Raw genomic sequence first — 24,549 nt, 5'->3', positions numbered from 1 at the left:
CGTAGATGTGGTCGAGCCGGTCGGTGTTGAAGGTGGAGGTGCGACGGATGATGCCGTGGACTTCGTAGCCTTTTTCCAGTAGCAGTTCGCTCAAGTATGAGCCATCCTGTCCAGTGACGCCAGTAATCAGCGCCCGTTTCTGTTGTGTCATTTCACTACCCTAATTACTACTTTTTGAAACAGGAGCTAATGATTTATGTCTTGGATAGATGATGCAGGGAACACAACTAAAATGAATTAACTAGGAATACTTTTAACTTCAACCTTACGCTTTAGCCATTGAAGGGGTTGAAAGGAGTTTTAGGGGATATCTTGAGTCGGAGTGGCTCTGTGAGAAGTGAGTAATTGCTTGAGTGCTAACCAGATAAAAATGGGAATGGTACTGCTATAGCGTCCCCAAAGCCTACGAGGCTCTTGTACTAAGCGATACAGCCACTCAAAACCGAGAGAACGCACCAGTTGAGGGGCACGCTTATGAATCCCCGCATAGACAGGAAACGCTCCGCCTAAACCGACCATAACTGCCCGAACTCGATCTTTATGGGCTGACATCCAGGCTTCTTGTTTGGGGCACCCCAGGGAAACAAACACCAAGCCTGCCTCACTATCATTGAGCGTTTGAACAAGTGCATCATCTTCGCTCTTAGTCATCGGACGGAATGGCAACGGCTCCATGCCTACGATCTTGAGGTTGGGAAACTCTTTTTCTAAGCGGGTTCGCATTCTTTCAAGAATGACAGTTGTGGAACCCACAAAAAAAATGCTGACATTCTCTGTAGATGCCCGATCGCATAAGGCAACCAAAACGTCTAAACCCGCAACCCGATCTTGATTAGAAACCCCCAGCAATTTGAGCATCCATACCAGTGGCATGCCGTCAGGGGTGACAAGATCTGCACTCCTAAGGGTATTACCGAAGCTAGTATCCCGATAGGCTTCCACTAGCATATGAACGTTGGCAATGCATACGACTTTGCTGCAATAGGTCTTAGCCCAATCCAGCATTTGAGAAATTTGAGCCTCAAAGGGCAAAGCTGTTACCGAAAAGCCAATTACACTTCGGAAAGGGGGGCTGTTCTCTACTGTCTGCATCATCCGTCTTTCAAATAGACCAGAAATATTAGTAGCTTGTTTGATAGACATCTGTTTGAGCAACTTAAGTAAGGGTAAGTTTGCGGATCTTTCAAGTTCTGGTAGACACCTACGCCGATAGGTTGGTAGATACCTGAGGTTGGAGCCTTTAAGTTTGAGTTTTGCCTTACCTCAATTCATCGAGCTACTGATTACTAAAAATACCTCCTAAAACCCTGGTTTAAGTGTAATTATTTACAAATCAGCTTAGATATTACCGTAGTTCTACGGTCAGCTCAACCTTAGGACAGTTTCATATCAACGAACCAGATAAGCAGACATTACTGCCGCTGATAGGCGTGATCAGTCAGGTACAGAGGATGATTGAACCCTGTTGAGGACATCAAAATTTCACTGGATAATGAATCAAAGAATTGCGAATCAATGTTCTATCCAGAGAAATTCTATTGCACTTTTGGTGGAAATACTTGTACTTTCTGCGTACTTTACGGGCAATTTATACCTTCTTCAAAGAGGCTTCATAGCGAGCTTGCGCTTGCCGTAGGCAAAAGGTATTTATACTGAAGTTTGCTCGATTTTCTATGTATTGCCTATTCAGAATGTATTAGCCAACGCCCTCGCTGCGTTAGCGATCGCCTTAATCAATCACCTATCTAGCAGGGTTTTCTCTTCAAACGACCCCTCTGTCTAGCTACTCTCTTACTAACAACGCGATCCACATATCCGAGGGGGAGGCATAATAATCGATTCGTTCGACTTGATAACGAATCTGCTGATTATCCTGCTTTAGGGTAATGCCATCTCCTTGCTTGACTCCTTTACCCTGACCTGTCATGTAACCTTTAGCCCCACTCGCATCGATCGCTTCAAACACATAATCGATACCACTCTCGTAATGGGTGTAGTTATGGTTTTTGCGTTTGTTCACAGAGGTAAAGCCAAAGGTCTCTGGCATGTAAACGAAGGCTGTTTGTTTGACTCCTCTGGTTTGTCCGCTCGTCATAGTGTTGTGTCTTATTTCTATAAAGGGCGATTCAGGGCACTACAGAGTTAGATAATATAGACGGATTAATTGTACAGACGAAGTCATGATTTAAGACAAAAATGAAAGTCTGACACTAATACAAAAACTAAAAGAAATTTGTATCGAATGCATCTGTCATAGGGTACATATGAACATTACAAATACAATAAACGCCTACTAGCAGCACCTTTCACGTACTCTCTTTAGCGATGCACACCAATAGACTCACCCATAAAACAGAGAAATATAAAGCTTGCCTTGCTGCTTTTAGTATTGTTCCCTAATTCTGATAAACAAAAGCAATTTCACAGTAAAGCGCTTGTTAAACTATGTTGAGTAGACTGCGGCGTAAGTTTGGCACCCCTTGTTCAGCCAGGGCAGAGTTCGGAGTGCAAAGTAAGTTAGCATACCCAGATTCCTGCCTGTAATACTAGAGCAGGATCGCGTAAGCCTGAATACCTTGAACAAAAGGCTTAAGACCTTGTCTGCATTCGACAATGGAAGCCTTACTTATGCTATGGATTACATAGTGAATGCTTCAACAATTAATCCAAACATTTCTTAAGAACGCTTAAATCAGCAGATGTGCCAGTTTTACCAGGCGCACATGTAAAATTGATCACTGGAGGATTCTGCCTTTAAGACGATGGGGCACTGGTTTCAGGTAACTTTTGTCCCAGACGAGGTTCAGTCCCTGTGAGCAGGCGTTGAATATTGGCACGGTGGCGTAGAATCACATACAGTCCACCAACAAAACCAAACAGCAGGTAGGGGACTGGCTGCACGAAGAGAACCATCAGTCCACATACCCCGATCGCCCCAGCAATGGAGCTGAGCGAGACGATACGGGAAATTGCCAGAACCACTAGAAAGATGCCAAACGTGCCCACCCCAACCATCCAGTTCATGGTCAACAACACTCCCAGACTGGTTGCCACTGACTTTCCCCCTGTAAAGTTGAGAAAAATGGATTTGCTATGCCCCAGCAACACTACGATTCCGGTCAGGGTCACCATCCAGGGTGCCCACAGGGTTGGGCTAACGGTTGGAGGAACGAAGGACTGAATAGCTGTTGAAGCATAAAATGCCTGGACAAGGGCGATCGCAGCCGCGCCCTTCAAAATATCCACCAGTAACACAATAGCTGCCGGGACTTTCCCCAGGGTTCGCAGGACATTGGTTGCACCAATTGACTTGGAACCGTGTTCTCGAATATCGATTCCCTGAAGCAGTTTGCCTGCCCAATAACCGGTTGGAATTGAGCCGAGCAGGTAAGCCAGGAGGAGAAGGAGTCCGTTCAGGGAATACCAGAGAGCCATAGGAAGGAGGTTAAGGGGATAGAGAGGAGGAGGGTAGAGTGGGAAGTTGAGAGTTTTGAATTAATTCAGACCCTTAACTCCGGGATCCGGACACCTTTTACAGCATTGACTAGTCCACTAATATTTAACCATTCCCCATCACCTATTTCAGCGTTGCTGAATCTGGGGATGAAAAAGGTGCTGGATGCTTGAAACTTCGTTTCAATTTATCCTGCTTTTCAGTAACACCCCTATTTCCCATCACCACTCCCCCCTGGAATAGGAGGATGGTGCTTGCGGGTTGGGTGCAAATGCCAGCCAGAGAGGGAATTGCAGAATCGAAAGGCTAACCATCTCCTCCGTTTCATCAATGATGATAAAAGGCAGCAATCCGTCTTTAACACAGCGGTCTGCTTTTTGTGCCAGGGTTTCGGGGTCTTCCAACAGAGCAACACCGCGTTCGGGACCAAAGTCACTGCGGGTTATGCCAAGGCAGTCTTGCAAACCTCTGCGCCACTCACCCAACCGTTCAGGAGATTCGGCTAAAACGAGGGTGCGGAGGCGATCACCATACAGCGTATGCAATACCGAAATGGTGGCAGAGGCTACCAGAATATTCTGCAAACGGCTACCCATAGTCCGAATGGCACCCCGCCCACCCTGGGTAAAGAACCAGGTTGACACCCGTTCGGCATGAATCGGTTCAAAGGTGCGGCGCAGATGCCACGCAGGACCGTAATAATCGGGGCGGTTCCGGTACTGGTCAATTACGCCGCGAATCTTGCGAGTTTGTTCCTGGAAGGTCTGTTCCGCAAATTTAGGCGATGGAGATTGCTGGGTTGGCACCGAATCCATAGATGCTGCCTGCCGTGGAGCCTCCTTAGATGGTTTCGGTAGCTCCAGTTGTTCCGCCGACAATGCCAGATCTTGCAGACTACCCACCAGGTAATCTTTGAAGCTCTGGATCCGGATGGCGAGATCCTGGGACACCCCCGCAAAGGTGGTTCGCATTTCAGCCCGGATACGCTCCTGGCGGCGTTCCAACTGCTCAATGCTGATCTGGAGTGCCTGCTTCCGCTGCTCCAGTTCTTTCAGCCCTTCCTGGACCAACCGCCCCAGGGAACCTTGAGCGTCGGCAATTTGCGCTCTCAGTTGGGAATGGGTGGCTTGTAAGGTATCAATTTCCTGCTTCAGCGATTGCTCCTGACGCTGCAACTCGGCAATCCGCTGTTCTCGCTCGTTCGATGGTAAGCCTATCCCAGGTTGAGCCGAAGCGATCGCGTCTTCTCCTCCAAATAGCGAAGTGCCAAACAAATTTTCTACTGGAGTCTGGGCAGTCGAGGATTCTGGCTCTGCTGAGCTTTGCTTCATATCCAAAGACAGGGCTGGTAGCGGTGTATCTGTTTCAAAAGAGTCCTGTTTGAGTTCTGAAGCTGTACTAAACAGGTCTTTAGCTGACTCAGCGGCAGGTGATTCCGGCTCCATAAACGCCTGCATGAAGCCAGCATCTTCTTCCTCTAGCTCCTTTGTTGGCGTTTCATCCAGATTGCCTGACTCAGCATTTTCTGTTAGAGATTCCATCCAGGGGTCATCTTGTTCCACGGAGGAAACGTACTCATCCGGCACCGATGGTTGCTGATTTTGCCCTGCTCGGTGTTCTCTAAAGTCTTCCGAGGGAAATTTTAAGGGTTCGTCTGGGGTCATGACCGATTAGGAGGGTGATTGGGTTGTTGTCGTTTCTCAGGAACGGGGTACTCGGACTTCCAGGCAATTCTGGAGTGTTTTAGGATCAAACAGAACTGGGAGGAAGTGGATACTTTTCACTTCTTTGAAGTAGAAGAGAACGGGTACGGCAGACCAGAAGATACGCCAGTTTTGCCAGTCTTGATAGGGAAAGCGACGAATCAGCGTTTCGCCACGGCAGACATCCAGTGCCGTTTCGGTGAACCGGAGGCGAATCGTTGCTGCCTGAAACAGCAAAAATATACCCAGAACGGCGATCGCCAGACTCACCCAGACCTGAACCAGCACCAGGGGAACCGCTATCAGAACGAGGGTGATCGGCAGGTTGTAGCTGGGAGATAACTCAACGGTTTGGGTGGGTGAGCTAGAAGAAGCAGTAGTGGTCACGCTAAACTCTCGCTGATTTGGATTAGAAATTGGGTTATGGCGTTAGCGATCAAGGGTTATAGGACAGAGGAGACAACGCAAAACCTTATCCCACTGTCTTTTCCTCTGGCACCTGATACCTGCTATAAAAAGAGGTTCACCCACTATTCTATCGGGTTGGGCGACGGCAGCAGGGAGATGCACCTGAAAGCTAAAACCCCTGTGTTATAGCACTACCAAGCCCCTGGAACATGACCCAGGAGAGGAAGAAATTTGAAATAAAAATTGCTAGCAGGGAGGTGACCACCGCCGTTGTCGTGGACTGCCCTACTCCCTTGGCACCCCCCGTGGTTGTTAAGCCCCAGCTAGAGCCTATGATGGCAATCAGGGCACCAAAGAAAAAGCCCTTAATGGGAGCGCTGCACAGATCCCAAATAGTGAGAAAGTTACGTGCCGAATCAAAAAAGACCTTGTTGGAAATCCCGTACATTATTTCTGAAATAAACATGCCCCCAATCATGCCCGTCAGGAGGGACAGAACCGTTAATAGAGGCAACATCAGGCAACAGGCGATGACTCTAGGAATGACTAAGTAGTCAATCGGGTCCGTTTTCAGCATATACAGGGCATCAATCTGCTCAGTGACGCGCATAGTTCCAATTTCGGCAGCAAAGGCTGACCCTACCCGCCCTGCCAGAATGACAGCCGTTAGTACAGGAGCCAATTCACGCGCCAGCGCCAGGGTTAAAACCCCTCCCACCGCACTGCCTGCCCCCAGGTTAATAAATTCGCGCGAAACCTGGATGGTGAAGACCATACCGACAAAGGCAGCCGTTAGCAAAGCAATCAGCAGAGATTCTGGTCCCACCATCGCCATCTGCTCCAGGGTGTTGCGGCGATGAATTTTCCCTGCCAGCAGATGCACCATTACCTGACCACCCAAAAAAATGGCTGCCAGCAAGCGCTGACTCCACAACCGCAAACCATAAGCTGTTGGCGTTTCACTCACCAGGGCAAAGACTCCAAGAGATCGTAAGTAAGGATAGCAGGGAAATGGGGGGAGTTGAGAGTGGGTGGGTTGTCAGTGGTCATTGGTTATTTGTCCTTTGTGATTGGTTATTTGTCCTTTGTCGCCTGTAAATACCGTGACCCCTGACCCCTGACCCCTGACTAATGACCACTGAACTAATGACTAATGACCCCTGACTCCTCAGATTTCACCCCTCTTTACAACCATTTATCAAAATTTTTTAATTTTAATTTAAGATTTCTGGCAATTTCTGGTCAGGTGGGGCGATCGCTTCTATGGTGGAAAGAGGCTGGCGGTGTGAACTACGATACCGTTGGCATGGCTCAAACAGCCTACTATCAGTACATGATGACACTACCTGCCTTCATCCGTTCCCTTCTGCTGACCAGCGCCCTCAGTTTCGCCGCGCCGATTGCATTGGTTGGAATTGTGCTGGTCAGTCTATACATGGTTGGTCAAGTTCCGCTCATGGATGGGTTCAGCCAAACTGGATCAGAGCATATTTTGAACTTTTTGACGGTCTTCGGCAATGGGGATGCTGTTGAAGGCGCTTTAACCATTGGATTGACCTGTGCCCTGGTAGGTGCATTATTCGATACCTACGCCTTTTACCGCCATCACCATTTAAGGCGGGGCTGATGCACTTCAGATTTGAACTGGCGTAGCCGTTTCATTCATGACTGCTCCTATTAAGGTTTCAAGTTCGCCCTAATTTGGCGGCTCAGAGTGTGGGCGGTTTGGGGATCAATTGAACGACTCGAAAATTGGGCACTGTGGAGCCAGGGGTTAGTATATCGATCAGGATCATCGCTGTAGCGGGGAAACAGATGCCAGTGGATGTGAGGTTCAGCGTTACCGTAGCAGGCATGGTTCATTTTCCAGGGATGAAAGGTTTTAACGATCGCATTTGTAGCGATCATCAATTCCTGGAAGAGTGCCGTCTGAACTGGGGAGGAGAGTTGATGCAGTTCCCGCACATGCTCCTTTAAGAGCAATAAGGAATATCCCGGATGGAACTGATGGTCGCCGACGACAAATATGGAATTTTCAAACTCATGGATCAAGTAAGGATTTTTTCCATTACGCCATTGGGAGACGCGATCGCAAATTAAACAGGAGTCATAAATAGGGGGCATTTCAGGTTAGCCTGAACAAGAATTAATGGTTAGTTTCCATTCTGCGCGATGAAGCGGATGCGATCGCTCAATTTTGTCCATCAAAGTTTTGTCAGTGAATCAGGGTATCCACCTGGTGACTCAGCCAACAGTTCAACTTCAGGTAGGGGTGAGTTTGAAATATCCGGTTACGTTCTAGAAACGGTGCTCCAACCCTCTGAACCCCTGATTCCTTCCGCTCCGCTTTTAGAATTACCATAGAAAATTTGACAAACCTTGAATAGTCAGCATGAAGTGGGGAAAACAAGCTTCACGAAGAGCTAGTTGGGATGTAGACTATGGACTCTGAACCGTAAACTTTTCTACCACCTGACACCTGCCGTACCCCCTTCCATGCGTTTACTCTGCCTCAGCAATGGGCACGGAGAAGATGCGATCGCCCTCCGCATTCTGCAAGCCCTCCAATCACTGCCCCATCCTCCCCAAATCGAAGCCCTGCCAATTGTGGGTGAAGGACACGCCTATACCAGAGTTGGAATTCCCCTAGTGGGTGCCGTCAAAACGATGCCATCCGGCGGTTTTGTCTATATGGACGGCAGACAACTGGCACGGGACATTCGAGGAGGGTTGGTTCAGTTGACGGTAACGCAGTTGAAGGCTGTGCGTGCCTGGGCGAGGGGCAGAGGAGTAGAGGAGCAGAGAAGCAGAGGGGTAGGAAGCCGCCCACAACCCCGCTCCCCGCTCCCTACTCCCTCATTCATCCTTGCTGTGGGTGACATTGTGCCACTGCTATTTGCTTGGCTCAGTGGGGTGCCCTATGCCTTTGTCGGAACCGCAAAATCCGAGTATTACATTCGGGATGAGGCGGGTTGGCTGCCGAGAAAGTCGTGGTGGAGCGATCGCTTGCAACGCTGGACAGGCTGCATCTACCATCCTTGGGAACGCTGGCTGATGAGTCGCCCCCTCTGTAAAGCAGTCTTTCCCAGAGACAGTATCACCGCTCAAAACCTGCGTCGGTTTGGAATCCCTGCGTTTGACATGGGCAATCCCATGATGGATGGGCTGGAGTGGGAAGGGAAGGATGAAGGTGGAAGGATAAAGGATGAACGAATTGTTTCATCCTTCATCCCTTATCTTTCATCCTTAACTATTGCCCTCCTCCCCGGTTCGCGCCCCCCGGAGGCATACGCCAACTGGGAAACTCTTTTGCTGGCAGTGAATGGACTTCTGGCACGGATAGAACGCCCCCTGGTAGTCCTGGCAGCGATCGCCCCTGGTATCGACCTGGAAGTACTGCGTCAGACGGTGCAGTCATTCCGCTGGCAACCCACTTCAAACAGTACCTACACAGTAGGTTTCGGTGAAAATCAGGCAAGGCTGGTGTTGGCACAGGATCGGTATACCGAGTTTTTGCACCAGGCAGATCTGGCGATCGCAATGGCAGGTACAGCAACCGAACAATTTATTGGTCTGGGCAAACCTGCTATTACCATTCCTGGCAAGGGACCGCAGTTTACTCCCGCGTTTGCTGAAGCACAAACACGCCTCCTGGGTCCTTCCGCCACTCTGGTTCAGTCACCAGAACAGGTCGCTGCTGCAATCCAGTCTCTACTGAAAACCCCTGATCGCCTGCAACTGATTGCCGAAAACGGTCGCCGTCGCATGGGCACCCCCGGTGCGGCTGAACGCATTGCCCAATGTTTGGTTGAGCAGGTGAGGAGTGAGGGTGGAGGAGGTTGTTAGTTGTTGGTTGTTGGTTGTTAGAGGGAGAGAAAGGAGTGAGGAGTGGTTAACTGTTGGCTGTTGGCTGTTAGCCTCCATTCTTCATCCTTCACCTAGTTCCCTATTCCCTATTGCTGATCACAACTCTCAGCTCTCAACTCCCCAAAACCTGTTTCACCATCTTCGCCAGCACATCCAGGTCAATCGGCTTAGAGATATAGTCAACAGCCCCGGCTTCCAGGCAGAGTCCACGATCGCCCTTCATTGCCAAGGCAGTTTGGGCAATCACCGGAATTGACTGGTAGCGATCGTTCTGTTTCAACTGGCGCGTCAGTGTCAGTCCATCGACTTCTGGAAGATGAATGTCCATTAAAATTAGCGCCGGTAAAGACCGTTCGAGCGCCTGCCACATTTCACGTCCATCCTGTACCCAGGTCACCTCATAGCCAGACTTGCTAAGAAAGGTCAACATTAGCTTGGCATTGTGGATATTATCTTCCACTAACATCAGATGGTTGGGGCGAAGGGTTCTGATCGGTTCTGGACGATTCTCCAACAAACTTTGAGGATTCGATGAACTCGCAGTCTGGGGAAAAAGCTTCTTCTTACGACGATTGGTGGGGCGTAAGACTCGCTGAGAAGCCGCGCTGGAAAGCGCCTCTTCCCGACCCGACGAAAGCTGGGTTGCCGGTTTTTCACTCAAATCATGCTGAACTCGGTTTTTCCTTTGTTCAGACGCTACGGTTTCAGTTTCTTCTAAATCCTGGGGAAGTGGGGATGGAGGAACCAGGGGCAGAACAATGGTAAAGCGCGATCCTTGATCAATCTCAGAGCGGATCTCAACCCAGCCCCCGTGGAGTTCGGCAAGTTTTTGGGTCAGTGCCAGTCCTAGCCCTGTTCCTTCCCCGCGATCGGTCGCCACATTTGCCAGTTGACAATAGGGGCGAAACAACAAATGCTGTTGTTCCTGGGAAATACCTGTGCCGGTATCCCAGACCGTAAAGTGCAGAAAGTTATCTGCCTGAATCGCTTCAATCCCAATATCACCCTCCAGCGTAAATTTAATCGCATTCGATAGGAGGTTAAACAGCATTTGCTTCAGCCGTAAGCCATCAGCCATCAGAGTCGTGACAGAGGGAGCAACTTCTAGATGGGTTTTCAGCCCTTTATCACTCGCTTTCTCTTTCACTAGCGTCATCACCATCTGGCACAGGTTACGCACATCCACCGTTTCCCACTGCAAATCAAGCTGGTTTGCCTCAATTTTCGACAAATCGAGAATGTCGTTAATCAATGACAGCAAATGCTGCCCACTGGTCAGAATAATATTGAGATACTCCTGGTGTCGCAGGTTCATCGGGCTAAAACCTTGCGCTTGCAACAGATGGGTAAAGCCCAGGATTGAACTCAGAGGAGTCCGAATTTCGTGACTGGTGTTTGCCAAAAACTCACTTTTGAGCTGGTTGGTCTGGAGTAGTTCGCGGTTGCGATCGCAGAGTTGCTGCCGTTGCTGGCAATGGGCATGGATCAGGCTAATCTGATGCAATGCCATCACACCCTGACGAATACTCTGTTGAATCAAGCCAGAGCTGAGTGAATCCGTTGGGTGGCTCAACTCACCTGTGGATGCAGAACCAGAATGAACCAGTAACCAACCCCACGGGGTCAGGTCATTACCCATCTGCCAGACTGCTTCAGGAGCCTGGATTTGCAGGCTCTGTAAGTCTTCCAGCGTCAGTCTGGCTGCTAAGACCGGACAAAAAGGTTTTCCTGAGGATAGCGTCCAGGAGATTTTGGGCTGGCTTGTAGAGGATCGTTTGGGGACGATGTGGCAAATCCTGAATTCACCCAAATTGGAGGCGCAAGACTCAGATTGGGCTGAGTGAAGCTCGTTGCTGTCGCTACTCATGGATTCACTCAGGGGAGGGACTGGTAATGTTAGCCCCTCCCGACATGTTAGCCCCTCCCGACTGGGAGGATTACCCTGAAGCGCTATTACAGTGGTATCCACCAGAACCCCAGCCAGTTCGTCGGCGATCGCCTGGAAAATCCCTAAATCAACTGCAATATCTACTTCTCCCTGGGAATTTGCAGTTTCACTCAGGCAAGCAGTCACGATCTCATTAAGTCGTTGCCCTAAACGGTTTAAGCACTGGTCATATTTCAGTTGCATCTCCGTCTGCGTCGTTGCTAGCGCTTCTGCCCCAGATGGCGTTGTCCAGTGGGTTTCACTGCTACCAGTGGAGTCCAGGTATTTTCGTTCAGACAGGTTTGAATGCTGTTGCATAAAAAACAAAGAAGCACCCGATGGGAATACATGGGTGAAGCGAAATATAGAAATGTCCAACGAAAAACAGGAAACCTATCCCTTCTATGGGGAAACCGTGCTATTAGCCCACTCTTCCATCAAGTTAACCAAGCTTTCAGGGAGGAAAATGGGAACTTACGCACAAAAAAATGATAATACTTAGTCTACTGAATAGATGTTAACAATTCCCGTGTGAAGATGAATTGGTTGCATAGGTGAAATTACCGTGTAGATATCCGCCAGATAGCGAATAGGTTCAGACAATTTGCGGAAGCGATGCCTGACAAAACAATGAACTGGGGGTTCAGTTTCTATTTCACAGGCAAATTCGATCCCTAAAGCGACTTATCTGAGCAAATTTCTTCAGCTTACATTTTTCGGAGACTACTATACTTAGTCCGTAATCACTCCTTAATATGGAATAAACTATTCTTTGGTACAAATGACCCAGAATATTCTGACAGTGAAAAAACGATTTAGGTATCAAACATCCACACTCTATCCCAAAGCGTGTTAAAGGTTATCCGACAACTTCTTGGGTTTAACTCTGAGCTTGGCAACAACGGCTTTTTGAATAGGCTTTTAAGCTGGGCTACCTGACCTAAACAGTGAACTGAGCAACAGTAATGGCAACTTCCTCGAAGATTCCCAAGCGAGTTTCAACAGCTTTGATCAACGCCCTCAGTGCGGGTGTGGTTCCCAGGGTGGGCTTAGACCACATCGCTGTTGGCAGGGAACGGGAGATGCAGTCGCTCTTACAAGACCTGGACAATATTGCGGGGGGCGGAGCGGGTTTTCGGTTCGTGATTGGGCGCTATGGAGCGGGTAAAAGTTTTACTTTGCAACTGGTGCGCAATCATGCCATGGAAAAGGGCTTTGTGGTCGCCGATGCGGACATTACCCCAGAACGACGGTTAGCTGGGGGAGGGGGTGCCAGCGTTGCCACCTATCGAGAGTTGATGAAAAATCTCTCGACCAAAGCCCGTCCAGATGGAGGTGCTCTATCAACTATTCTGGAACGCTGGATAGCCGGAATCCAAACTCAGGTTGCCCAGGAATCGGGCAAGAAACCGGCAGATGAGGGATTTGATGATCTGGTAGAAGCCAAGATTCGGGAAGTGACCAAGGATGTGGCAGATCTGGTAAACGGGTTTGAGTTTGCCAATGTCATCATTGCCTATTGGAGTGGCTACCGCACTGACAACGACACCAAAAAGGAATCGGCGTTACGGTGGCTTCGGGGGGAGTTCGCAACGAAAACTGAGGCAAAAGCAGCGCTGGGTGTGCGGGTGATCATTGACGATGAGAACTGGTATGACTACATCAAGCTGTTTGCCCGGTTTGTCTGGGACATTGGCTACAAAGGGCTGTTAGTGATGCTGGATGAGGTGATCCACCTGTACAAAATCAGCACTTCTGTTTCACGCCAGAATAATTATGACAAACTGCTGGCAATGTTCAATGATGCAATGCAGGGTCGAGTGACTTACCTGGGATTGCTCATTGGCGGAACTCCCCAGTTTCTAGAAGACCCCCGACGGGGGCTTTACAGTGACCCAGCATGGCAACGACGCACCTCCCAGAGCCGATTTGCCAGTAAGGCAGGGATTCAGGAGGCAAATGGTCCTGTAATTCGCCTGGAACCACTGACCCGTGAGGAAATTTTGACCCTGCTGGAACGGCTCGTGGAAATTCATACAACCCACTACAGCCTGAAGAAATCCTTGACCAAGGAAGAGTTACAGGAGTTTTTGCAGGCGATTATCAGTCGTTTGGGGGCAGAGGCTTTGCTGACCCCTGGTGAGATTGTGCGCGACTTTATGAGTGTGTTGAATATCTTGCAACAAAATCCAAAGATGACCCTGCGCCAGTTGATCCAAAGCACTAACTTCCAACCCCTACAGCAATCGGGTTCCCAAGTGGATGAGGACAGCGAATATGCGGAGTTTACGGTTTAGGAGGGGATGGGGTGAGGAGCTAGGAGTCAGAAGGCGAGGTCAGTCCTTTCACGCTTCTGGCTCAAAAAGTTGAAAGATAGAATCGCGGCTTACAAGCTCCGTCGCTTCACCCTCTGAGATCGCCCGTTCCATCGCTACATCTTCGATCAGTTCTGTCAAAAATTCAGAAACCTCTTCGTGGTTATCCCGAAGCAACTCAATGATCGCACTCTTCAAAATCTCTTTCAGTTGATCCGAGTTCAGAATCATCTCAGACATTGTGCCTCCATTTAGTTAATTAAGTTTGATAGATTGATTTCTGATGCTTCAAGCTGCTCGTTGTCTAAACGTGATTTGAATAAGAGAACACTAGATCAAACGCTACTTGTCCACTCAATCCAATTTGTTGAATTCTGAGTCTCCTTTTTGCGCTTTTCTTGTCGGTTTTGAACCGTTGAGTTCTTAGTCTCTAAAACAGTCTGTTTCTTAGCAGCTTTTTTAGATTGAGAAGAGACTTGCTTCTTATGAGCCGAATTGCTGGTATGAGGCTTTCCTGATGCCTTTTGTTTTTTTGGCTTTTGCCGCTGTTTTAGCGACTTGGTCTTGCATTTTGTACCTTGCTTAGGATTCTGTTTTTCTCGCAATTCATGCTCGGCTCGTTGCCTACGATATGCTTCGTATACAAGCTTGTCTTTAAGTTGCTGAATTTGTTTCTTTAAGGCTTCGATTTCTTCTGTTAAATTATTAAAAATTGGATCTGAGTGTTGTGATGGAACAGCTAGAAAACCTTTGTGAACTTTAGAATTCCTTGAATCATCTAAACGCTTATCATCATCCTCTTGGCACGAAATGTAACTCATACAATCATATGAATGAAAAGAATATTAGGTTAAGTTTTACACTCACAAAAGCTATTGTCAGTAGTGTTTCTAGCCTAGAATAGTTCGGTTTCCCCTACGACTGTGGAATCAATCAGTAGATGGATTAGTTCAAGAAGTAGTGACAATGAAAGAGTAGTATTGCCTAGCAGACAGCTTTATTTGTAGGGATTTCATCTTACGTGCTTCAGAGAAATCACCGCTCAAAGCACATTCTGATTCTTTGTCTTGACCAAATCGTACAGGGTTTCCATCGCCTCAATGAAGGAGTTGTCGCGGTGCCAGAAGGAGGGGTGATCGCCCTGTTTTTTGACGGGAATGCCGGAGACAACGGTTTGGGGTAATGGTTCCATTGTCTGGGGGAGCCGTTTAGCACCCTGCCAGAAGTCTCGTAAGCTTTCAACAGTGCCAATGGGGACAGTGACAGGTTGGGTGTAGTAGGACGGACTGGGTTGGGGAGGTCGTTGTTCCAGTTGCAGTTCGGCGGAGAGTGCCTGACCTAAGGGAGATTTGGCAAGCTCCCGCAGCAGGTCTTCCCGGGACAGTCCACGCAGTTCAAACAGCAGGAAGGGATCGCGATCGAGTTCGGCGGCAACCAGGTAATACACTCCGGCAATGTGTTTGCAGGGATTGCCCCAATCTGGACAGGAGCAACTGGTATCAAAGTCTTTTTTGCTGTGGGGTAGCAGATGAATGCCCAGGGTGGCAAAGCTGTCTTCAATGTTATCGGGAATTTCATTGAGTAACAGGCGGGAAATCAGGCTAGCTTTGGAGGCGATGAGAGCGATCGCCGCTGCCCATTTTGCTGCACTAATCGGCTGAAACTCAATTGTGGTGCTGTAGAGCGGTTCCTTATAGACTCCAAAATAGGGATTCACCGACCCTCTCACCTGAGCCGTGACAATCCCATCTTTAATCCCAAAACTTTTGACCTTGCCGCCGCTGGCGTAGGAGCGTCCCCGGCTTAACCGTCCGGCATCACTGAAGGGTTCCAGTGCGTCGATGAATTTCTGACCCCACCAGGATTTAGTGAATTTGGTTGCCATAGCGATTACTCCATAATGGCGCTCTTGTTGAGGGCAATTAGTTTTTTGAAGGCTTCGTTGTCCAGTTCGGTGAGCCAGGATTCATCGGCACCAACGATCGCCCCGGCCAGTTTTTTCTTGTCCTCGATCATTTCGTCGATGCGTTCTTCTAGCGTGCCGATGGCGACAAATTTATGGACAAAGACGTTTTTCTTTTGTCCAATGCGGAAGGCGCGATCGGTTGCCTGGTCTTCCACAGCAGGGTTCCACCAGCGATCGAAGTGAAACACATGGTTGGCTTTGGTCAGGGTAATGCCAACGCCTCCAGCTTTGAGGGATAGGACAAAGACTGAGGGTTCCGATTCTGGATCTTGAAATTGCTCAATCATTTGTTCCCGTTTCTTACGAGAGGTGCCGCCATGCAGGTAATAGGTGTTGTAATGGCAGGTCTGACGCAGGTATTTTTCTAAGGCGGAACCGAGTTCATTGAATTGCGTGAAAATGAGCAAACTTTCCCCTTCGTCCATCACTTCTTCGACCATTTCAGTGAGGCGCGTGAGTTTGTGCGATCGCTCCGGTGTAAAGTCACTCCCATCTTGCAGAAACTGCATTGGGTGATTACAAATCTGTTTCAACTTCGTTAGCGTTGCCAGAATTAAACCTTTGCGCTGAATCCCATCCGTTCCCTGAATTTGTTTCTCCACATCCTTGACGACGGCTTCATAGAGGGATGCCTGTTCCTTGGTCAGGTTGCAGAACAGCTTTTGCTCTACCTTATCGGGCAGGTCTTTGATGATGGACTGATCGGTTTTCACCCGCCGCAGGATGAAGGGTTCCACCAGTTTTTTCAACGTAGCGGACTGTTGAGGACTGTTATTCTTTTGAATTGGCAGTTCAAAATTGCGCCGAAACTGGGTTTGATTCCCCAAATAGCCAGGATTGAGGAAATTGAAGATTGACCACAAATCTAACAGGCGGTTTTCGATCGGGGTGCCAGTCAAAGCCAATCGGTGAGTCGAAGGGAGGGTGAGAATGGATTTAGTCAGTCCGGCTTTGGGGTTTTTGATGTTCTGGGCTTCATCCAGCACAACCCGGTGCCACTTTACATCGCCCAAAAGCTTGGCATCCTTGCGTGCCAGGGCAAAGGAGGTGATCAGTACATCGTGTTCCCGGCAGGCTTGTTTAAATTCTTTAGCATCCTTGGCTCGTTGATTGCCGTGATGCACGACTGCCTTTAAGTTGGGGGCAAATTTTGCAAGCTCATGGAACCAGTTCCCGACCACAGAGGTGGGTGCAATCAAGAGAGTGGGCGGCAGGTTTTTAATCCCCTCTTCCTTTGCCTGTTCCCGTTCCTGGATCAGCCGCGCAATTACCTGTACGGTTTTGCCCAAGCCCATATCGTCTGCGAGGCAGCCGTTGAGTCCCAGTTGTTCCAGGTATTGCAGCCAGGAAACACCCCGCTTCTGGTATTCCCGCAGAGTGCCCTGCAAATTTTTGAGATTTTCAACGGGTTCCAGATGGCTTTTATCACTCAGCTTTGCCATCATGTCTGCCAAGTTGCTGTTGCGATCGAATTCCAGTTCCAGGGTGTCGTCTTTGCTGGCAGTGAGTTTGAGGAAATCGAGTAAACTCAACTCTGGATTTTCCTGCTGCTGGGTTTTCCAGAAATCCAGCATTTGCTTCATTTTGTCCTGATCCAGTTCCATCCACTGTCCCCGGAATTTGACCAGCGGTGTTTTGGCGTTGACCAGTTGGTTCCATTCCTGTTCGCTGACGGGTTCGCCCCCGATCGCCAGATCATACTCGTACTGCACCAGCGTCTCAAAGGAGAAGTATTTCTTTGCTTTGTCTTCGCCGCCTGTGAGGGACTTGCCCTTTGCCCGCAGGCGTACCTTTGCCCGCTGCCGTCCCTGGGGTGTGTACCAGGCAGGGACAATCACTTTGTAACCTGCATTCTCCAATACCCAGGCAGACTCTTTCAGGAATTCAAAAGCACTTTCCAGATCTAGCCAGATGCCAGACGGTTGATCGGTTTCTAACCCGCTCCAGAGACGGGGGTAGATGCGGGCGGCGTAGCCCAGATTCATCAACAGGTTTTGCTCAAAGCTGTCGCCCATTTGCTTTTGCACCTGCTGTTTTTGCTTTGGACGCATCCGCCAATAGTCATCCAATGCTACACGCAGGGAGGGATCGCTTTTAGGAGCAATCTGGAACTGAAGCAGCCAGGCATCTTCGGCTTTGGCTGGATCTTGCAAATGGAAGTACAGGTGGAAGGGCAGATCGGTCTGGGTACGGACGATGCGATCGCGCCATGTCTGCCACTGCTTGAACTGTTCTAAACTAATCAGCGATGGTGATTGAGGTGATTTCAGGCAAGCACTAAGAATGGAACCATCAATGTTCTTTTCAAATGCTTGAGTGGTGTAAGTATGACTCACAATATCAGTCAAAACTGATTCTGAGAAATGGCGTAGTATAGTTTCGCGATCGTAAAATTCAGGCGTTTCTTTCGGTTCTGAAAATCCTGCTGCACAAATTAGTGGCATATAGGAAAGGTATTCCTGAATTGTCTCCTCGTATTCCTCTCCAATGAATTCCCAACCTGGATAAATTTCAAATTTCCCGGTTGTCGATTTGGCATCTGCTTGAGTCACCACTGCACGAGACTCAGCAATGCGGGCAGGTTGCGTTCTTTTGGAGCGTCGAGTAGTGCTGGTTGTTCGCGATCGCCGCTGGGTTGCTGGTGTCCGGCTTCGCTGTCCCTTTGGCTGCACCTCAACTTCAACCTCGTAGGTTTTCTCAGCCGCTTTACCCTTTGTCTTGGATGATTTCTTTGGGGTCGGCTCCAGTTCCCGGTATTTCAATGCTGGGATGTACTGATCTTTGTAAATAATCCGTTTAACTGCCTGGGTGTAGTGAAACCAGAACAGTAAATCAGCCCCCAGTTGCACTTCTGCCAGGTTGTTGAGCGCAATGAAATGCAGATCATTCAGCAAATTGATTACATTGTTGACCTGGGCAGTACTGTAGGTACCCGTTTTGATGGAAGTCACCGTTTTATAACAGTCTACCTGCCAGTACTGCCATTCAAATGCCTCTGGCATCTCCTCTTCCAGGTAACGGGAAAGCTCCAGGGAGGGGAGCGGCTGGTTGTCTACACTGGGCAACAGGAAGTGACGCGGTGAAATAAAGTCTTCCAGTTGACGGTAGCTGGGGGGCTGAATCCCCAATTCGTCCTTTAGCAGAGCTGCCAGTTCTTCCTGAAGCAGTTGGCGGGGATGCCGCTGCTTGTCCTTACGAAATTTCTTCTGCTCTGTAGTCTCAACCCAGAGGTAGAATGCCCCATTCTGAATGAATTCCTTCCCTGATTCAGGAATCCAGGTACCGTGAAGAATCTTCATGGCAGACTGCTTTTTATGCTAATGCTTTGCGTTTAAAGGTACCAGAAGTATTGGGGAATAGGGCTGCGATCGCGTTACAAAAGTGGAAGTTGGCCGATCCAGTGTTGTGGAATGGACGTAATCCTGGATTTATTTGAATATAAGATTTTTTTGGTTTTTAGACTGAAATGCTTAAGGCGGAGAGTTTACCTGACTTGATCAAGCCATCGAGGTGTCTGGGATTGCGCCATTCATTGGTGCTGGGATAGTGCTGTATTTAGGGTGATACCCAGCAAAAATGTGGATACCTCCCTACCTTCAAGATTAACCATCAGAAGTGACGGATGATACACCAGTCCGCTGGATTTAAACCGTAAATTCCCTATTTAATTTCTTAAAGAAAGAGTATTATCCTGCAAATTTGACAGATAATCCTGGGTAATCAGAGCGTTATCGAGCAGATCTGACACTTATTACATAGTTAGGTGTATGGTACTCCTTCTGTCAAAGGGTAATCCGAGTATGTTGTGGCAGTAGAGGATCTTGACGCAACTTCCCCTGTTTTTGCAAACCGATGTACTATTGCGGTGACGAGATTTTGGAGGAAAATGCGCCCAATTTTGACTATAGAGGGTCTGTGTGTCGAAGCAGCCAGATTTGCTGAAATAGAATCTGTCTACGATGAACCAAGTCTTTACGGTGTGACAGATGGAAAAGCTGTCGGAACTTACCTTGAACAAAAATTTACAGCCTATTTAGCTCAAAATTACAATTGTCAACCAGGAAACTCAGCTTCAGGCATTGATCTTCCTACTCTTGAAGTTGATATCAAGGTAACAAGTATAAGACAGCCGCAATCTTCTTGTCCCTTTAAATCGGCAATGCAGAAAGTATTCGGGCTTGGATATCATCTTCTAGTTTTTGTCTACGACAAATATGATGATCCTGCCAATAGAACTGGAAGATTGGATATGCAATATACTATTTTTGTAGACAAGAGTAGAACAGGAGATTTCCAGACAACTAGAGGAATCTTAGATATTTTGAGCCGAGATGGGAATAAGGATGATATTGCTGCTTTCATCATGGAGAGAAATCTACCAGTTGATGAAATAGGTGCATATCAATTAGCTGATAGAATTTTAGAGTCGCCTCCGAATCAAGGTTACTTAACAATCTCAAATGCGTTTCAGTGGAGACTACAATACGGTCGAGTTATTCAGCAGGCAGGTAGTGTTTCAGGAATAGTTAGAGTTCGATAGCAACTAATGGCGAAATCATTGGATAAATGGCAATTTGGAGACTTTCAAACTCCTGATGCTCTTGCGAGAGAAGTCACTCAAGTTCTTAGAGAAAATCACAAAATATCACCGGAGATCGTTATAGAACCAAGTTGTGGCAAGGGAGCGTTTATTCGAGCCGCACTTGATGAGTTTTCAGACTCGAAGATTATAGGTTTAGATATAAATGAAAAATATATCGAAGAAGCAAAACTATCTATAACTAATTATCCAAATTCAAGCAGTGTGACTCTGTATGCGTCAGATTTTTTTGACACTGATTGGGAATCCTTAATCTCACATCTCTCAGGTTATCTTTTGGTGGTTGGTAATCCTCCTTGGGTAACAAGTAGTGAGTTGAGTATTCTTAACAGTCACAATTTCCCTTCAAAATCAAACTTTCAAAATCGACGGGGCATCAAAGCTATAACTGGCTCAGGAAATTTTGATATTTCTGAATGGATGCTTTTGAAATATGTTGAGTGGTTATCAAAACGAGAAGGATCTATAGCTATTCTATGCAAGTATTCCGTTGCTCGAAAAGTAATGTGTCAGGTGAAGAAGAAATCAGGAAGTAGGTTTTCCACCCATATTTATCTCATTGATGCAAAACTACATTTTGGGGCATCTGTAGAAGCGTGTCTTTTTGTCCTATCTACTGATAATACTGATAGTTATGATTGCAAAGTTTATAGAAATTTACAATTAAGGGAAGTAATTCATCTGATCGGTGAAAGAGATGGATTGGTCCTCAAAGAAACTACTAAATATAAGAAGTGGAGACATCTGTCAGGTCAAGATCTAAAGTACGTTTGGCGTTCTGGCATAAAGCACGATTGTTCCAAGGTGATGGAGCTAGAGCAGATCCAAGACACTCTGTTTTTAAATGGGATGGGAGAAAAATATTGTTTAGAAAAGAATTATTTGTATCCTCTCTTAAAAAGCTCAGATATTGGCAATGGTAGAACAGCAGATTGCCGAAAACTTGTCTTGATTACACAACAATCAGTGGGTGATGATACAAGCATTATTCAACAAGTAGCTCCTAAGACTTGGCAATATCTTCTTGAGCATGATTGCTATCTGAAAAATCGAAAAAGCTCTATTTATAGAAATAAACCGCCTTACTCTATATTTGGCATTGGATCTTATTCCTTTAAACCTTGGAAAATAGCAATCTCTGGGCTTTACAAGCAACTAAAGTTTTGTCTTGTTAAACCTTTGGATGGAAAGCCAATAATGTTTGATGATACTGTAAATTTTTTATCTTTTGATGCAGAAGAGGAGGCGAAGTTTGTTTTTGAGCTTATTACCTCAACTCCTGCAATAGAATTTCTGAATTCTATGATCTTTTGGGATGAAAAAAGACCAATCACAATAGATATTTTAAGGAGGCTCTCCTTAAAATCTGTTGCAATAGAACTAGGGGTTTTAAAGAGTTACTTGCAATGGGCTGAAGCTGTCCAGATCACACCCGATGGTCAGTTAGAATTGGGATTAGCAGAGCAACCATTTAGGTACATTGTTCAGTGCGATCGCTGATCGCCGTAGGCTGAGTTGATGAGAGGAAATCCAGCATTGGTTTTCCTTACCAGCACTGACCAAAAATACGACCGCACTCAAGATTGTGACTGTGGACGCGATCTATCAAATTAGAAGCTTGGATCGAAGCATTGGAGAATCAGTCAACCAGGCTTTTAAGTCTCCTCAAATCAAGCAAAGAACTTGGGCTGCTAAATCCGTGCCTGAATAAACGTACAACCTTAAATTAAGTTACGATCATTTTGTATTTAGGGTAGAAGTTTTTAAAACTTATGAATCTTGTTTTAGAACGTGAGTCACCACCTCTGCGTGAAGATGAAACTGGGGCAGTGCGAGTTGGGAATTCAAGAGTTTTGCTGGAGACTGTAGTCAGGGCTTTTCAAGATGGAGCATCGCCTGAATCTATAGTTCATCGGTACGCCACTCTATCCTTGTCTGATGTCTACAACACCATCGGTTACTACCTTCGGCACCAAAAGGCTGTAGAAGCATATTTTAAGTCAGAGAGAGCAGTTAGCTGAATCTGTACAGCAACGTTTATCTGATATTCAGCCTGACTTGATCTCTATCCGTGCTCGGTTACTGTCTCAACGGAATTCGTAACGGCGAATATGTTGAGTTTGTTGAGTGATGAAAATTTCAATGGCGACATCATTCGGGGATTACTGTTGCGTCAACCCAATCTTGATTTGCTTCGAGTTCAGGATGTTGGTTTGCGAGAAGTAGACGACCCAGCTATTTTAGCCTAGGCAGCAAGTAATGAGCGTATTTTACTCACTCACGATCGCGCAACAATGCCAGATTTTGCTTGCGATCGCCTGGTTAGGGGAAAACCGATAGCAGGGATGTTTGTAGTCAATGATCGAATGCCTATTCGGCAGGCGATCGATGAGTTGTTACTGCTGGTAGATTGTAGTGAGCAAGCAGAATGGAAAAATGTCGTTTTGTACTTGCCGCTTTGAAAACCAAGTTGAGTTCTGTTGCAGTGCATAGCATAGCCTCTGAAGCGGACTGAAAACGCCAGTGGGCTGAGTTGAAAGCTCTGGCAGCCACTAACTTAGGGGCGTTCAACTTTCACCCCCGATTACGGTTTCCCGCACCAACAGCAGCGGGATATTGGAGGAAAAGCATTCTTAAAATGAAAAAGAAGCATAGCAGCTTGCCTTCCCAGTCTGGCTGGCATGGCTATGTAAAGCGGCGTGTAAATGGTTTACGATTCTGGATCCTGACTCCTGGCTCCCTCAGAATGGCTACTGAATTTACACTGCCCGGTACTATCTAATTGCCTGATTATTTGGAGACATCACCATGTCTTTCTCTGACTCTGAACAACGACCTTCCCCTCTGCGCCAGGTGGGTACCTATCTTGCAGTCGCAATTGTGAGTGTGTTGCTGACCCTGCTGACCCTGCGCTTCTTTCCCGGACTGGTATTGCCGGGACAGGTGCCATCTGCTCCCCAGGTTCAGGAGATTGCCACTCAAACGGCGACCCAGGCGGCTTCTCCCCGCAGCTTTGTGGCGGCAGCGATCCGTAAAGTGGGTCCAGCCGTGGTGCGGATTGACACTGAGCGGACGATCGCCACCAATCCAACGCCCTTCTTTAGTGATCCCTTCTTTCGAGACTTCTTTGGCTACGATAGCTTTCCCAGTCAACCAAAGGAGTATCGCCAGCGAGGTGAAGGCTCCGGCTTCATTATTGACCCGAATGGGGTGATTCTGACCAATGCCCATGTGGTTAGTGGCGCGGATGCCGTAACCGTGACCCTGAAAGATGGGCGCAAGTTTAAGGGCAAGGTGCGGGGGCTTGATGAGCCTTCTGATCTGGCAGTGGTCAAGATTGACGGTAAGAATTTACCCGTTGCACCGTTAGGGAATTCTAGCGATGTGGAAGTGGGAGATTGGGCGATCGCCGTCGGCAATCCCCTCGGGTTGGATAACACCATCACCCTCGGTATTGTTAGCACCCTGAACCGCTCTAGTGCCCAGGTGGGCATTCCCGACAAGCGGCTGGATTTTATTCAAACGGATGCGGCGATCAATCCAGGGAACTCCGGTGGTCCTCTGGTCAGCGATCGCGGCGAAGTCATTGGCATCAACACAGCGATTCGCCCCGATGCCCAGGGAATTGGATTTGCGATTCCAATTGATACGGCAAAGGCAATCAAGGACACCCTGGCGCAGGGGCAAAAGGTACAGCACCCCTACATTGGGATTCGGATGCTGACCCTCACCCCCGACCTGACAGAGCAGCTTAAGAACGATCCAAATGCTCCTGTGATTGCCGCTGTGGATGGTGTATTGGTGATGCAGGTGATTCCCAATAGCCCTGCTGCCTCGGCTGGTTTGCGCCAGGGAGACGTGATTACCCAAATTGCTGGGCAGAAGATTACAACAGCGGAACAACTCCAGAATGTGGTTGAGAAAAGTAAAATCAATCAGCCCTTAAAAGTCACAGTCCAGCGAAATAACCAAACCCAGGAGCTAACTATCCGTCCTGGCGAGCTTCAGGAGGCAGCTACTCGGTAAACCAATAGAATTATTGCCTATCGATCCTGGACTCAAGTAGGAACTTTCTCAATGAGTCCAGGATTTTTTTTAAGCCGTTTTCAGCGATTTCACGGTGTTTAGTGGGAGGTTTTCCCGGAATAATTTCTGGTGTTGGCAAGGCAAAGGTCAAAACCAGGTTATCCCTACTTTTTTCACTCCATCTTTTGGGATAACTGCATGTGATCTGAATCCTATTTTCCGCTGCTTCAGATCAAACCGAGAAAGTACCAGCCTCACCAAAAAACAGGGTAAAACTCACCGG

22 protein-coding genes are annotated in these 24,549 nt (G+C 47.8%); 9 read left to right on the top strand and 13 right to left on the bottom strand.

What is annotated here, in order from left to right:
- The 7 genes from AC1S52_RS31090 to AC1S52_RS31060 all read right to left on the bottom strand — a co-directional run.
- On the bottom strand, positions 1–151 hold a 151-nt coding region (locus AC1S52_RS31090; RefSeq protein ID WP_482032930.1), incomplete at its 3' end, for a GDP-mannose 4,6-dehydratase.
- Between the two features lie 149 nt (positions 152–300).
- Positions 301–1,143 carry a WecB/TagA/CpsF family glycosyltransferase gene (locus tag AC1S52_RS31085; protein ID WP_482032929.1) on the bottom strand — a complete coding sequence of 281 codons (843 nt, stop codon included), beginning with the start codon at positions 1,141–1,143 and terminating at the stop codon, positions 301–303.
- A gap of 640 nt (positions 1,144–1,783) precedes the next feature.
- A complete protein-coding gene (locus AC1S52_RS31080) occupies positions 1,784–2,095 on the bottom strand; it encodes a hypothetical protein (RefSeq protein WP_482032928.1) in 312 nt (103 codons plus the stop codon).
- A 659-nt stretch (positions 2,096–2,754) separates the two neighbouring features.
- Entirely contained in the window at positions 2,755–3,435 is a 681-nt protein-coding gene (plsY, locus tag AC1S52_RS31075) for a glycerol-3-phosphate 1-O-acyltransferase PlsY (RefSeq protein ID WP_482032927.1), read from the bottom strand.
- 240 nt (positions 3,436–3,675) lie between these two features.
- On the bottom strand, positions 3,676–5,118 hold the full coding sequence (locus tag AC1S52_RS31070; protein WP_482032926.1) for a DUF3086 domain-containing protein: 1,443 nt from the start codon (positions 5,116–5,118) through the stop codon (positions 3,676–3,678).
- Between the two features lie 36 nt (positions 5,119–5,154).
- The gene (locus AC1S52_RS31065; protein ID WP_482032925.1) at positions 5,155–5,544 is read right to left on the bottom strand and encodes a DUF3119 family protein; all 390 of its coding nucleotides are present in this window, start codon (positions 5,542–5,544) and stop codon (positions 5,155–5,157) included.
- Between the two features lie 190 nt (positions 5,545–5,734).
- Positions 5,735–6,532: an MlaE family lipid ABC transporter permease subunit gene (locus AC1S52_RS31060; protein ID WP_482032924.1), complete on the bottom strand. Its 798-nt coding sequence runs from the start codon at positions 6,530–6,532 to the stop codon at positions 5,735–5,737.
- Positions 6,533–6,718: 186 nt separating this feature from the next.
- Here AC1S52_RS31060 and AC1S52_RS31055 point away from each other — a divergent pair, with 186 nt between their 5' ends.
- A complete protein-coding gene (locus AC1S52_RS31055; protein ID WP_482032923.1) occupies positions 6,719–7,192 on the top strand; it encodes a hypothetical protein in 474 nt (157 codons plus the stop codon).
- 50 nt (positions 7,193–7,242) lie between these two features.
- Here the strand turns inward: AC1S52_RS31055 and AC1S52_RS31050 are convergent, their stop codons facing one another.
- On the bottom strand, positions 7,243–7,689 hold the full coding sequence (locus AC1S52_RS31050; RefSeq protein WP_482032922.1) for an HIT family protein: 447 nt from the start codon (positions 7,687–7,689) through the stop codon (positions 7,243–7,245).
- 372 nt (positions 7,690–8,061) lie between these two features.
- Here AC1S52_RS31050 and AC1S52_RS31045 point away from each other — a divergent pair, with 372 nt between their 5' ends.
- Entirely contained in the window at positions 8,062–9,411 is a 1,350-nt protein-coding gene (locus AC1S52_RS31045; RefSeq protein WP_482032921.1) for a lipid-A-disaccharide synthase-related protein, read from the top strand.
- Between the two features lie 133 nt (positions 9,412–9,544).
- Here the strand turns inward: AC1S52_RS31045 and AC1S52_RS31040 are convergent, their stop codons facing one another.
- Positions 9,545–11,677 carry an ATP-binding protein gene (locus AC1S52_RS31040; RefSeq protein ID WP_482032920.1) on the bottom strand — a complete coding sequence of 711 codons (2,133 nt, stop codon included), beginning with the start codon at positions 11,675–11,677 and terminating at the stop codon, positions 9,545–9,547.
- A gap of 647 nt (positions 11,678–12,324) precedes the next feature.
- Here AC1S52_RS31040 and AC1S52_RS31035 point away from each other — a divergent pair.
- Entirely contained in the window at positions 12,325–13,656 is a 1,332-nt protein-coding gene (locus AC1S52_RS31035; protein WP_482032919.1) for an ATP-binding protein, read from the top strand.
- A 48-nt stretch (positions 13,657–13,704) separates the two neighbouring features.
- On the opposite strand, the gene AC1S52_RS31030 is transcribed toward AC1S52_RS31035, so the two are convergent.
- The 4 genes from AC1S52_RS31030 to AC1S52_RS31015 all read right to left on the bottom strand — a co-directional run bounded on the left by AC1S52_RS31030 (position 13,705) and on the right by AC1S52_RS31015 (position 18,939).
- Positions 13,705–13,914, bottom strand: coding sequence for a hypothetical protein (locus AC1S52_RS31030; RefSeq protein ID WP_482032918.1), 210 nt, complete (start codon positions 13,912–13,914; stop codon positions 13,705–13,707).
- Positions 13,915–14,009: 95 nt separating this feature from the next.
- Positions 14,010–14,495 (bottom strand): hypothetical protein, encoded by a 486-nt coding sequence (locus AC1S52_RS31025; RefSeq protein ID WP_482032917.1) that lies wholly within the window; start codon positions 14,493–14,495, stop codon positions 14,010–14,012.
- A gap of 221 nt (positions 14,496–14,716) precedes the next feature.
- Positions 14,717–15,559 (bottom strand): SWIM zinc finger family protein, encoded by an 843-nt coding sequence (locus AC1S52_RS31020; RefSeq protein WP_482032916.1) that lies wholly within the window; start codon positions 15,557–15,559, stop codon positions 14,717–14,719.
- 5 nt (positions 15,560–15,564) lie between these two features.
- Complete coding sequence (locus tag AC1S52_RS31015) at positions 15,565–18,939, bottom strand: DEAD/DEAH box helicase (RefSeq protein WP_482032915.1); 3,375 nt, start codon at positions 18,937–18,939, stop codon at positions 15,565–15,567.
- Positions 18,940–19,526: 587 nt separating this feature from the next.
- Between AC1S52_RS31015 and AC1S52_RS31010 the strand changes: the two genes are divergently transcribed.
- The 6 genes from AC1S52_RS31010 to AC1S52_RS30985 all read left to right on the top strand — a co-directional run bounded on the left by AC1S52_RS31010 (position 19,527) and on the right by AC1S52_RS30985 (position 24,266).
- Positions 19,527–20,180, top strand: a complete 654-nt coding sequence (locus AC1S52_RS31010) for a type II restriction-modification system restriction endonuclease (protein ID WP_482032914.1) — start codon at positions 19,527–19,529, stop codon at positions 20,178–20,180.
- 6 nt (positions 20,181–20,186) lie between these two features.
- The gene (locus AC1S52_RS31005) at positions 20,187–21,740 is read left to right on the top strand and encodes an SAM-dependent methyltransferase (protein ID WP_482032913.1); all 1,554 of its coding nucleotides are present in this window, start codon (positions 20,187–20,189) and stop codon (positions 21,738–21,740) included.
- A gap of 272 nt (positions 21,741–22,012) precedes the next feature.
- A complete protein-coding gene (locus AC1S52_RS31000) occupies positions 22,013–22,261 on the top strand; it encodes a DUF433 domain-containing protein (protein WP_482032912.1) in 249 nt (82 codons plus the stop codon).
- Positions 22,262–22,351: 90 nt separating this feature from the next.
- Positions 22,352–22,489 carry a hypothetical protein gene (locus AC1S52_RS30995; RefSeq protein WP_482032911.1) on the top strand — a complete coding sequence of 46 codons (138 nt, stop codon included), beginning with the start codon at positions 22,352–22,354 and terminating at the stop codon, positions 22,487–22,489.
- A 45-nt stretch (positions 22,490–22,534) separates the two neighbouring features.
- Complete coding sequence (locus AC1S52_RS30990) at positions 22,535–22,702, top strand: hypothetical protein (RefSeq protein ID WP_482032910.1); 168 nt, start codon at positions 22,535–22,537, stop codon at positions 22,700–22,702.
- Between the two features lie 346 nt (positions 22,703–23,048).
- A complete protein-coding gene (locus AC1S52_RS30985; protein ID WP_482032909.1) occupies positions 23,049–24,266 on the top strand; it encodes an HhoA/HhoB/HtrA family serine endopeptidase in 1,218 nt (405 codons plus the stop codon).
- Positions 24,267–24,549: the final 283 nt, after the last annotated feature.

Source organism: Kovacikia sp. CALU 1929 (genome assembly GCF_056784235.1).
This window is presented reverse-complemented; position numbering and strand designations above follow the sequence as displayed.